Here is an 11555-nt window from a genome sequence, read left to right as displayed (position 1 = left end):
GGATGTTCGCTTGCTGATTTCAATGGTTCGGCATCGTGCATCATCGTCGCCTATAGCAGGTTTACGTCAATGCCCAGAATATCGGCAATCAAGCCTTCGGCCTGCTTTTCCAGGGCGATGATGTCCTGAGCCACGTCATTCATAGTACGCAGCGGTTTGTGCCGATAGAAATATTTGTTAAAGCTGATTTCGTAACCGATTTTGACCGAATCCAGGTTAATCCAAGCTTCTGCGACGTGCGGTTTCACTTCGGCTCGGAAGTAGCGGTGAATCTGGTCGTTCAATGGCACCGATTCGCTGTCGCGCAAATCGGCGTTGGCTTCGTAGCTGAGGTATTCGCCTTTTTTGCCGGCGGGGTAAACGCCAAAATCGGGTAGCTCATCTTCGCTGCAATCCAGGCGTTGCAAGATTTTTTCAAGCATATCGCCATTGAGTTTGAAGGTTTGCGCGATGACTTTCTCGGCGGTTTCGTCATACCAACTGACGGCGTTGAGGATAGCGTTTTTGTCGCTGGCGGTCAGCTTGATCGCTTGCGCCTTGAGTATGGCGTCGACGGAAACCTTGAATTGGTTAAAATCGCTCGATTGGTCGGTACCGATAGCCGCCATCAAGGCTTGCGCTGTCTGCATCAGGTTTTGTTGTTTCAGCCAGGTATCCAGGCTGAGCAATTTGCTGCGATTTTTGGCGTTGAGACCCAGTTCGTTATCTTCGCACCAGGCCAGAATGGTTTTTTCGTGTTGTTCCAGGCAGCCGGGTTGATAGACGGCATCGCCCCATTGCTGGTAAATCCATTGCATCGGCTGATTTAACGCCTTGTCGAAACGTAAGGTTTCAATCCGTTCCTGGCTAAATTGAGCCTTGCGGCGGTCCGGGCGTTCGATATTGACCTTGTAGTAGCCGAAATCGCTGTTGTCGAAGACCCGAGCGGCGATACCCGCTTCATCAGTTTGACGCTCTTGAGTGGCCAAGTTTAAATAGGTTTCGGCGATGGTCTGGATATGTTCCGGAGCGAATTCGCAGTTTTTATTGCCAAGATTTTTGCGCAGTTTGCGGTAAAGCTGGCTGGCGTCAATCAGTTGTACTTTGCCTTTACGTTCGGGCGCCTTGTGATTGGATAGCAACCAGATATAAGTGGTGATGCCGGTGTTGTAAAACAGGTTGTTGGGCAATTGAATAATGGCTTCCAGCAAATCGTTTTCGATGATGTGGCGGCGAATATTGCTTTCGCCGCTACCGGCATCGCCAGTGAATAAGCTGGAGCCGTTATGCACGGAAGCGATGCGCGAACCACCTTTATTTGAACCAGCGCTTTTATCCAGCGGCTTCATTTTGCTGACCATTTCCATCAGAAACAGCAACTGGCCGTCGCTGGAACGCGGCGTGGCATCTAGCGCTTCCGGCCTGCCCCAATAGTCGTTTAACGTCACCCGAAACCGGGCATCGATCACATCGCCACCGTCTTTGATGTATTTCTGCTCGCTGGCCCAGCTTTTGCCATAAGGCGGATTGGAGAGCATGAAATCAAAGCGGGTGCCGGCAAATTCATCCGTGGACAGCGTGGAGCCGACGCGGATGTTGGCCGGGTTGTTGCCCTTGATCATCATGTCGGATTTGCAGATGGCGTAGGTTTCGTCGTTGATCTCCTTGCCGTACAAATAGACATCGCCAGTCGCGCGAATAGCGCCCTCTTCGTCCTTGATGAAGTTTTGCGACTCAGTGAGCATGCCGCCGGAACCGCAGGCCGGATCATAGATGGTCATGACTGGAGGGAGTTGATCTTTTACCGGATCGAAGATTAGATGGGTCATCAACTCGATCACTTCGCGGGGCGTGAAGTGTTCACCGGCCTCTTCGTTATTTTCTTCGTTGAATTTTCGGATCAGCTCTTCAAAGACATAACCCATGCCCAGATTGCTAAGGACTGGCAGCCGGTTGCCATCAGGATCTTCCTTATCGTACGGTGTGAGGTTGATGTAGGGCGAGGTAAACTTTTCCAGGACGCCGAGCAAAACATCCTTGCCGGCCATGTGCCGAACTTGGGTTTTGAGATTGAATTTGTCGATGATTTCCTTGACGTTGCTGCTGTAGCCGTTCAAGTAGTCTTCGACATTCGCCAGCAGGATTTGCTGATTGTTGGTGGCGGTCTTTAATAATTGGGTGAGCGTCCATTTGCTGGTGTTGTAAAACACATAGCCGGAGGCTTCTTTCAGGCCGTTATCGTCGAGTTCGGTCAGGCCCATCTCGTTTTTCTGGAACGCCAACTCTTCCATGACTTTGTCTTTACTGGGCTCTAACAGCGCATCCAGGCGGCGCAATACTACCATCGGCAGGATGACATCGCGGTATTTGCCGCGGACGTAGACATCGCGCAGACAATCGTCGGCGATCGACCAGATAAATGAAACGAGTTTATTGTGTGCTGCGTGATTCATGCGTGGGTTTTACTTGTCCAATTCGTAAAAAACGTGTCCCTATTTGACTTGTGCCCCACGGGTATTGCGTTTGGGCTTTCAAACCTCGGGAAATTCATAGCCAGGGGCAAACTTGGCACTGGAAACACCGTAGAGCGCCAGGTGATTCCTTAACCATAACCGATATTCATTGCCTTGCTGGCTATGCCCGGATGAGCAATCGACGATCCATTGCCGCAAAACATAGCCGGCAGCGGCGGCTCTCATTTTCAAATGCAATACGCCATCGGTCATCCCATAGTCGTTTTCGATGATCTCGGGGTGCTCCTGATTGGGGTGTGGCACCAAATCCAATTCCACGATCCTGTTCCATTGAATGTCTGCACTAGGCAGTTCGTGAGGTAACACCTGTCCCTCTTCGATTAACTGGCTTCTCGGTATCCGAGTGATGACGAAATCCAGAAAATCGGGTCTTTTACGATCATAGGCGCGGACGTGCCAACGCAAGCCATCATTGACCAAAGCAAACGGCGCGATTTCGCGTGTCGAAAATCCGCTGCTATGTGAGGTGTAGTCGATGCTGACGATCTTTCGTTGGTGGATCGCTCGAGCAATTGGTGCCAGGATTTCCATCGAAGGCTGATTAAGCACTTTCGGTAATTCGCATGTCAGCAACGGCTCGCTACTGCCTCCGATGCCATCGCCGAATCCGCGTGATAGCGCGGTTAATACACGTTCCGCAGAGTGTTGGAATGCCGGAGAGAATGTTCGTGCAATTACGTAGGATTTGGACTTGTTATCAAAATCGATGTTGTTCGGGAACAGCTCGCGGTACAGGGCAAAATCTCTTGTAGCAACCGCGGGCGCTATACCGAACCGCTGCATTAAGTCTTGGCGCCCAATGTCTCCAAGAAAATACAAACGAAATTCAATAAAGATGAGCCGTTCTCGTTGAGCTTGGCTCTGTGCTTCTAAGGTTGATGTTGGTTGCGTTTCGCTATTCATAGAGATGCATTCTAAAGACTTTAACGCATAAATCAACTTTTTGAATAATTGACATGATCAATTTGATTATATATTATTTCCATATAGATCATTTTTTATAACCTATAGGAGGTGATATGGCTACAAATCCACCCGCAGGCGATGGTCATCGCAATGGCGCCGTGCGTGAACGCTCGCAAACCCAAACGCCTTCAGGCCATTGGGTCAAGCGTGACACAAATACCGGTCGATTCATGGATGTTAAGTCCGACGGCAAGCCGTTCAAGGGCGTAACGAAGGAAAAGTAATTAACCCGCGGCTTTTGACGGTTGAGATGACTCGATAAAGCCGCATTCATAACTCAATAGTTGGAGGCCCCATGGGTCGCAGAAGAAGAAAATCTACATCGGAAGGCTTGTTTGATGTTCTGTCCGATTTAACCGATATGTATTGGCCGGTCGGTGGGGTTGTCGGCGCTGTTTTGACGTTTGCGTCATTTTGGACAGCGGACTGGGCCGTTGACCAATATATAAGAGCATCAACTTCGCCATATCTAGGGCAATCCGTTCACATCTTTGGCTGGATATATTTTCTGCTGCCACTGATGATCGCTGCTCTAGCAGTGCTTTTTGGCGTGAAGTCATATCAAGCTTTCGCTAGAGATCATCGCTATTGAATTAGTCCTCCCCCTCAATCTACCGCCTTAATAACCCACTCAAAACACAATATATATGATATTGACTTAGATTTTATCACTGTATATAGTATTTAGCACTCACCACAATAGAGCGCTAACAACGCTCAGCTCCCACGACCTCTCAACAAAGGAATAAGCTAATGACTACAACCCATAAAGTTTTCTTTTATCCGGTAGGCAATGGCGATACGAGTCAGATAGTTTTATCGAGTGGTCGGCGAGTGCTATTTGATTTTTGCCATCGCCGCAACGGTGAAGACCAAGACAGTCCATTGATAGATCTCAAGTCGCAACTTAAACAAGAGTTAGCTGCAGAAAATCGTGATTATTTCGATGTGGTTGCGTTTACACATGCTGACCTGGATCACATTTGTGGCAGTACGGATTTCTTTGAACTGCAATATGCAGCTAAATATCAGGGTAATGATCGTATCAAAATTAAGAAGTTATGGGTTCCAGCGGCAATACTGCTCGAAGAAGCTACTAATGACCAGCAGAGCGACGAATTTGTCATTCTCAGGCAAGAAGCAAGATATAGATTACTTGAGGGTAAGGATATCTTGGTTTTTTCCAAACCACCTGCTTTGATGGATTGGTTAATACCAAAACTTAAGGAAAGAGGTGAACTACCCTCTGCACGAGATCACTTGTTCGTAGACGCAGGAAAGCTGGTTCCAGGATTTTCGCTATATAGCGACGGAGTTGAGTTCTTCTGCCATTCGCCATTTATTAAACACTGTGAAGATGGCTCAGATGTCATTAGAAATCGTGCAGCCTTGATTCTTAATGTCCGCTTCCTTGCCGATGGTTTGACTTATGACTTCCTGCAAGTTGGTGATGCCGAGTGGGAGGTGCTTGAAGAGATCGTGACGATAACCCGTGCTCATAACAATCATGATCGACTTAAATGGAATCTCTACAATCTTCCTCATCATTGTAGCTATCTGGCAATGAGTGATGACAAAGGGGAAAAAGAAACGACACCTAAACCTTTAGTTAAGGAGTTGTTGCTTCAAGGCAAAAAGGACGCATACTTAGTAAGCTCCAGCAAACCTATTCTTGATAACAAGGATGGGTATGAGCAAATTCAACCTCCTCATATTCAAACTCGAAAAGCCTATAACCGCTATCTTCGAGAAGTTGGCGGGCGAACACTTTTGGTAACCATGGAAGAACCAAACTCTAACAAGCCGAAACCCTTGGAATTTACTATCTCGTTTTCTGGGGTCATATTTAACCGAAGCACAGCAAGTGTTGGGGCTGCAGCTATTATCACATCCAGACCACCCCGAGCTGGCTAATGAATACCCAGTACTTTTCGCTGGAAAATGTTGTCGAACTGGAAAATAGCTCGCAGCTTAAAAGCCTGCGAGCTCAGGCAATCTATGCAGCTACTAATCAGAATAATGATTTTCACATTCAACAATTATTCAAAAGTATTAATGACGCGCTTCCTGCCATTGAATACATCGTTCTTGATGTAGAGTGTCATAGCATCCCTCCGAACAATGTTTTCGGGATCAATTTCCGTGAACGGCTGGCTATTTGCATTCCAGAGAATTCAACAAAAATTGTTGAAGTGTTGGCGCTACGTAAAGATTTTCCGCTTTTAATGCATCTGAATAGCGTCAGGGAGAACACGCCTGCCAATTTATGTTTATATTTCGAGCCTCCTATTGCAGTTTTAAGAACATGGACTGCGGAAAACTTTCTCCGCCGTGTGCAATGGTGGCTTGAGAAATCCGCTACCGGAGAACTTCATCCAGCCGATCAGCCTGTCGAACAATTATTTTTTAACTCGCCATACGAACTGATTTTGCCATGGGATTTCGATACGCTTATCGAAGACCAGAGTCAAAATTTCTTGATTGCAACAGGGCCCCAAAGAGCAAATGAAAGTGTTACGTTTTTTATCTTGCCAGCTTCTCAAGCCGAATCCAATAAATTTAGTATTAAACCCATCACGCTTCGATTACCGCCAATTGTTCATGGTCATGTTGAGCATAACCCATCAACTTTAGGGGAATTGGCAGATCTGCTAAATCAGCGAAATGTCGATTTAAACTCAGATCTCCAACGTCAAATTGAACAATTAGTCGATGAAAAAGGTGTTCCGGTCAATTCAGACGGAACCCTGACTGTAATACTGTTATTTATCCCCATCTGTAGGAGCGAAAATACGACACCCGAAAAAATAGCTGTACGTGCTTTTTTAATGCAAACAGGCGCCTTAAATTTGGGTAAGGAACTGGGAACATTGATTGTTCACAACCAGTTGTTTTACAAAGATGGCCTCGGCAAACTTTCTGTCAGCCAAAACGCTTCTTGGCGCGAAAATTTGCTTTTCCCATTGGAGATTTTGCGGACTTTGGATTCCGCAACCGCTCGCGCGCAGTCTGGATTGACGGATATAGGTGAGCAAAGTGTCCTTATTGGAGCTGGTTCCCTCGGTAGCGCAATGCTGAATTTATGGGCGCGAAGTGGATGGGGTCAATGGACCGTAGTGGATAAGGATCATTTAAAGCCACACAATCTGGCTCGTCACATTGCCTTTGGCACACAACTGGGCCTTAATAAGTCAGAAGCCGTAGCAGATTTGCATGATGCGATGACAATGGGGGCAAGCTCGATTGTTGCAATTTGCGACGATGTAACAATTCCAAGTTCAAATACTAAAGAAGCCCTGTCTACAAACAAACTGGTTGTCGACGCATCGACGACTTTAGATTACCCCCGTTTTGCTAGCTTGCAGGATAATTTTGCGAGACATATATCAGTCTTTATAACCCCCGATGGTAATGCAGCAGTGCTTCTTGCTGAAGATAAAGCACGTGCAATTCGCCTTAGAACAATTGAAGCTCAATACTACCGTGCTGTAATCAATAGCCCTTGGGGTGAAAACCATCTTAAAGCCAACCTTGGAACGTTTTGGAGCGGTGCTAGTTGTCGTGATATTTCTACGGTCTTACCTTATTCCAGAATAATTGCACACGCAGCAACACTAGCTGAACAGGTTCAACAAATCTCCATCCATCCCGAAGCAGCTATTCGTATTTGGGAGCGAGACCCCGAATTGGGCAATGTTAATTCTTATCAACAGGCCGTTTATCAAGAAAGAAAACTAGATTTCGAAAATCTTGAAATTAGTATTGATTATGGATTAGAAGAAAAGCTTCGAAGTCTTCGGAATCTTGCTTTACCCTGCGAAACTGGAGGCGTATTGATTGGTTATATCGATTTCAATATCAAGTCTATAGTAATCGTTGACGCATTGGTAGCACCTCCAGACAGCGTGTCAACGATAAATTCATTTGAAAGAGGCACAGTAGGTCTTATGGAGAGGATCGCCGAAGCTTCTAAAAGAACAGCCGGTATTGTCCAATATATCGGTGAATGGCATAGCCATCCGAAAAACTATTCCGCTACGCCGAGCCAGAATGACATATCTCAATTAACCTATCTTAGTTTAAATATGGCTGACGATGGGCTACCTGCCATCTCGCTTATTGTCGGTGAACATGACATTCGAATATTGAAGGGGATTGTAGACTAATGAACACATCGATTTCGAAAAACAAACCAATTTCCTTAGCGCTTTCGGGTGGTGGCATACGCGCTATGGTGTTCCATTTGGGAGTACTTCGCGTTCTGGCTGAAAGAGGCTTGCTAGAGGAGGTTCACCGCATTTCTACGGTTTCTGGTGGAAGTTTATTGATCGGTCTGATGTTAAAAGAAGCAGAAATGCAATGGCCAACATCCACGCAATTTCTGAATGAAATATACCCTACGCTACGAGAAAAACTTTGTAGCCGCAGTTTGCAGTGGGGTGCAGTGCGTCAACTTCTGAAACCCCAAAATTGGCAATTTCTATTTTCCCGTGCAAATCTCCTTGCTTTGGCATTAAAACAGGAGTGGGAAATTATCGAACATCTTGACAATTTGCCTCAAACACCAGAGTGGTCAATTAACGGAACGACCGCTGAAAACGGAAAGCGATTTCGGTTCAAACGCAATAGCATTGGAGATTACACCATTGGATATGCTGCTCCCGGTAAATTTCCCTTGGCAAATGCGCTAGCTGTATCCGCAGCATTTCCCGGAGGGTTCGGACCACTCCAGATTGATACTACCGAATTTCAGTGGTTCAAACGATCATCATGGAATGCGCCAACTGGTGAAGAACAGAAGATTGACTTAAGTTTTAGACAACTTCATCTATATGATGGTGGTGTGTACGACAACCTCGGGCTTGAACCCTTATTTGACGGTGGAAATGGAAAGCCAAAACACCGAGGTGAACTTATAATCGTTTCTGACGCTGGAGCCCCCCTCAAGACTGGCTTTTCATATTTTGCTCTGAATCCTTTCCGGCTGGCCAGAGTCGCTGACATCATGTCTGACCAAACCCGTGCATTACGCGTTCGATCTTTTGCCAATTTTCTAAAACAAGAACCTTTTGGTGGTGCTTATTTATATATTAATTCTCCAGTTACTGAAGGTTTGGAATGTGAGTCTTCGAGGTTTGCAGCCGGATTTCCAACTACCCTTCGAAAACTTAAACACAATGAGTTTGACTTGCTGGCAGAACATGGATATCGCGTTACTCTTCAAGTAGAAACACAATATGGATTAACAAAACCAAATGTCTAATGCACTTAGGTCGGTAGTAACTCGTTTTCGGGCTTATCAGTTGGGTCAAGCAGGATCATCGTTCTCCTATTATGCAAATGATCATTTCACATTAATCGAAAGTGTGATTACTGATTTAAACAACCCTCAGCTTAAGGATGAACTCTTAATCTGTGGAAAAACTAAGATTGACACACTACATATAACAAGCTGGGACCAGGATCATTGCAGCACCTCTGGATTAAACTGGATATTAACCAACCTGCTACCGATTAAAATTGAATATCCAGGATATGAACCGCACACAGAAAACGGCAAAGCGTGTTTATCTAAAATTAGAGCATATCAGCGTGAATCTAAATCAAACGGATATTTGGTTAAAACACAATCTATAGATCCACCGTATATCGCCTCTTTGAATACTGCATCTGAATTAGGCTACAGAGACATTTTTTATCATCCCAAGCAGCTATATTCTTCAGCGAACAATAATTCGACGATTAAATTCTTCCGCCGTGGATCATTTAACGTACTGAGCCTAGGTGATGTTGAGGATCAAAATATCGCTGCAATGCTGCGTCGATGTAAAACACTCTGTCGCGAAGTGGATATTATGATTCTCGCACATCACGGAGCTGACAATGGCTTTACTAACAAGAAATTTCTTGAACATATTAGGCCTTCGGTTGCAATTTGTAGTAGCAACTTTGACAATCAGTATGACCACCCCAGTACTGAAGTTAGAAAGCTGCTATATGAACAAGATATTCAACTTGTTACAACTAAAACCGGCGATGTAGTAATCGAGTCAACGGGTAATCATAGCTCAAGCTATCAAGTAACAAATCTTTATAGCAATTCAGAGAAAATATCGTCATCCACTAAATACAAGCCACGAAAAGCACACTGGCTATCCATGAATTCTGATAGTTTTCGGAACTTACTTAGACCAGGTTTTAAGGGAATAAAACGGTAGTAAAAACTTCTGTAATAGCAAACAATGATGTCCGATTAGCCGAAATTATTCGGCTATCGTGGGCTATAGCCAATTGCCGCCAAGCCGCTTTTGATCTTTTCCGCAGCTGCTTGCATCCGGTAAGCCTCATCACCATCTACAGCATTAGTGCGAAATTCGGCAAACCGACACGCTTTAAAAACTGCGCCAGATCCCAAGCTTCCTGATCGGATAATGACACCATCAAGGTTATTTCATCCCGGTTCGTGATCATCTTGACCCCGCCTTACCGGTGTTTTGCGATGAATCGGATTCATCCATCACGGATTCGTCTTCGGTTACGGTTTCCGGCTCATCTTGAAGACCAGATTCTTGCCGAGCCAACCGCACCTCTTCACCATGCCCTTGTGCATACGCTTCCCGATGCGCCTGCCGTTCGATGGTGACAATTCGATTAGCCAAACGCTGTAACCGTTGCTGCCAATGGTACCGGGCATCCACACAATGCTTATTGTCGATGACCTGGCATAGCCACAAGGTATCCATGACCATCATCAGTTGATCGAGCAGTCGAATCAACTCTACAAACTGGGCAATTTGCGGCGAGGCAATCCGAGCCACGAATTCGCGGGGATGGGTGTAGGTGGGTATTTCAGCAATCCCGTTATCCGCTTTCAATTTCTCCAGACGGGCTTTTTCCTGCTGAAGTTGTTCGGCACATTCGGTAATCATCATACTGACAATAGCTTCAATTTCATCGACGGCTTGTTCCTGACCAACGATGCGCAAAATCACATCAATCGCATACAGCGATCGAATCAAGCGCTCATAACTATTGCGTATGACGCGAATGGCTTGCTCGCTGTTAATCTTGAAAGTTCGTTCAAACACCGGACGGCTAATCGCAAGTCGAGCGGGTTTAATCGTTGCGGAAATTTCTGCCATTTGCGTTCCTGGTTCACGATGAGGGATAGCACCCGATAGTAAGCCAAGATTTTTTAATGCCTTTTGCAGCTAATGACGAATACGACATTTGCTGCAAGATCCCTCCAAATGTTTTCTGCTTCAATGGCCTCGACAGTTGTTTGATGGCCAAACCGACAGTGCTTTTGCTGAAACGGTTTCCTGTCAGCAACTCCACCCAACCCTTCATGTTGTCTTTCAAGACGACTGAATCCGGCATTAGCCGGCGTTCCGTTGTTAAGCGGCGGCGATGGTGTTCATCGTCGTATCAGGTGCGTCAAGCCTGATGTGATTTTGTTTTTACCCTGTCCGGGAATGTATTTTCCCAACCGGGATGATGCCTCCAGGACGATCCCCATCACCGCGCAGATGGGTTTATTTTTAACTGTCGGGCGCGGCCGATTGGAGGATTTGATCATGGCAAACCGTGGTGTGAATAAAGTTATTTTATTGGGTCGTCTTGGCGCTGATCCGGATATTCGGTATCTACCCAATAACGGCGGCAAAGTGGTTGCAGTGCGTTTGGCGACCAGCGAAGTCTGGAAAGATACAAAAAACGCCAAACAAGAACGTACGGAATGGCATCGGGTGGTTTTTTTCAAAAAACTGGCCGACACCGCTGGCGAGTATTTGAAGAAAGGTTGCCAGATTTACGTGGAAGGCACGCTTCGCACTCAGCAATGGGACAAAAATGGCGAAAAGCGCTACCGCACGGAAGTCGTGGCTCATGAACTGCAAATGCTGGATCGCGCAGGCGATTCGTCTGGCACCAATGGCCATGCCCATCCGACTTCTTCACCATCCACTGCATCTGATGCTGCAGGTATGGATGAGGATTTCGATGATATCCCGTTTTTCTGATCAACCGCTTTAGTGACTTTCGGCCAACCGGCTTGAACTACTCACAATTTGCCGA

The 11555-nt window shown here is 46.1% G+C and carries 10 protein-coding genes; 7 read left to right on the top strand and 3 right to left on the bottom strand.

Going from position 1 to position 11555, the window contains the following annotated elements:
* Positions 1-50 precede the first annotated feature (50 nt).
* Both PL263_RS20070 and PL263_RS20065 read right to left on the bottom strand, forming a co-directional pair.
* Complete coding sequence (locus tag PL263_RS20070; RefSeq protein ID WP_278211030.1) at positions 51-2432, bottom strand: class I SAM-dependent DNA methyltransferase; 2382 nt, start codon at positions 2430-2432, stop codon at positions 51-53.
* A 78-nt stretch (positions 2433-2510) separates the two neighbouring features.
* Entirely contained in the window at positions 2511-3416 is a 906-nt protein-coding gene (locus PL263_RS20065; RefSeq protein ID WP_278211029.1) for a WYL domain-containing protein, read from the bottom strand.
* Positions 3417-3532: 116 nt separating this feature from the next.
* On the opposite strand from PL263_RS20065, the gene PL263_RS20060 reads away from it, so the two are divergent.
* The 6 genes from PL263_RS20060 (at position 3533) to PL263_RS20035 (ending at position 9697) form a co-directional block, all read left to right on the top strand.
* A complete protein-coding gene (locus PL263_RS20060; RefSeq protein WP_197484904.1) occupies positions 3533-3703 on the top strand; it encodes a hypothetical protein in 171 nt (56 codons plus the stop codon).
* A 71-nt stretch (positions 3704-3774) separates the two neighbouring features.
* Positions 3775-4071 (top strand): hypothetical protein, encoded by a 297-nt coding sequence (locus PL263_RS20055; RefSeq protein WP_278211028.1) that lies wholly within the window; start codon positions 3775-3777, stop codon positions 4069-4071.
* A 161-nt stretch (positions 4072-4232) separates the two neighbouring features.
* Complete coding sequence (locus PL263_RS20050) at positions 4233-5393, top strand: hypothetical protein (RefSeq protein WP_064025901.1); 1161 nt, start codon at positions 4233-4235, stop codon at positions 5391-5393.
* Complete coding sequence (locus PL263_RS20045; RefSeq protein WP_278211027.1) at positions 5393-7645, top strand: ThiF family adenylyltransferase; 2253 nt, start codon at positions 5393-5395, stop codon at positions 7643-7645. The genes PL263_RS20050 and PL263_RS20045 overlap by 1 nt, the downstream gene beginning before the upstream one ends.
* A complete protein-coding gene (locus PL263_RS20040; RefSeq protein WP_064025905.1) occupies positions 7645-8742 on the top strand; it encodes a patatin-like phospholipase family protein in 1098 nt (365 codons plus the stop codon). The genes PL263_RS20045 and PL263_RS20040 overlap by 1 nt, the downstream gene beginning before the upstream one ends.
* A complete protein-coding gene (locus PL263_RS20035) occupies positions 8735-9697 on the top strand; it encodes a hypothetical protein (RefSeq protein WP_278211026.1) in 963 nt (320 codons plus the stop codon). Before PL263_RS20040 ends, PL263_RS20035 begins: the two co-directional genes overlap by 8 nt.
* Positions 9698-9946: 249 nt before the next feature.
* Here PL263_RS20035 and PL263_RS20030 read toward each other — a convergent pair whose 3' ends face one another.
* Entirely contained in the window at positions 9947-10621 is a 675-nt protein-coding gene (locus PL263_RS20030; protein ID WP_278211025.1) for a hypothetical protein, read from the bottom strand.
* 252 nt (positions 10622-10873) lie between these two features.
* Here PL263_RS20030 and ssb point away from each other — a divergent pair, with 252 nt between their 5' ends.
* Positions 10874-11500 (top strand): single-stranded DNA-binding protein, encoded by a 627-nt coding sequence (gene ssb / locus PL263_RS20025; protein ID WP_347568925.1) that lies wholly within the window; start codon positions 10874-10876, stop codon positions 11498-11500.
* Positions 11501-11555 lie beyond the last annotated feature (55 nt).

Origin of the sequence: Methylomonas sp. EFPC3 (assembly GCF_029643245.1) — a bacterium.
Classification (GTDB): domain Bacteria; phylum Pseudomonadota; class Gammaproteobacteria; order Methylococcales; family Methylomonadaceae; genus Methylomonas; species Methylomonas koyamae_B.
The sequence above is the reverse complement of the archived record's forward strand: the minus strand, read 5'-3'. Positions and strand labels throughout refer to the sequence as shown.

Coding starts and splice junctions, on each gene's coding strand:
- PL263_RS20035 (WP_278211026.1), top strand. CDS start 8,735: ATGTCTAATGCACTTAGGTCGGTAGTAACTCGTTTTCGGGCTTATCAG.
- PL263_RS20070 (WP_278211030.1), bottom strand. CDS start 2,432: ATGAATCACGCAGCACACAATAAACTCGTTTCATTTATCTGGTCGATC.
- PL263_RS20040 (WP_064025905.1), top strand. CDS start 7,645: ATGAACACATCGATTTCGAAAAACAAACCAATTTCCTTAGCGCTTTCG.
- PL263_RS20045 (WP_278211027.1), top strand. CDS start 5,393: ATGAATACCCAGTACTTTTCGCTGGAAAATGTTGTCGAACTGGAAAAT.
- PL263_RS20060 (WP_197484904.1), top strand. CDS start 3,533: ATGGCTACAAATCCACCCGCAGGCGATGGTCATCGCAATGGCGCCGTG.
- PL263_RS20065 (WP_278211029.1), bottom strand. CDS start 3,416: ATGAATAGCGAAACGCAACCAACATCAACCTTAGAAGCACAGAGCCAA.
- PL263_RS20050 (WP_064025901.1), top strand. CDS start 4,233: ATGACTACAACCCATAAAGTTTTCTTTTATCCGGTAGGCAATGGCGAT.
- PL263_RS20030 (WP_278211025.1), bottom strand. CDS start 10,621: ATGGCAGAAATTTCCGCAACGATTAAACCCGCTCGACTTGCGATTAGC.
- PL263_RS20055 (WP_278211028.1), top strand. CDS start 3,775: ATGGGTCGCAGAAGAAGAAAATCTACATCGGAAGGCTTGTTTGATGTT.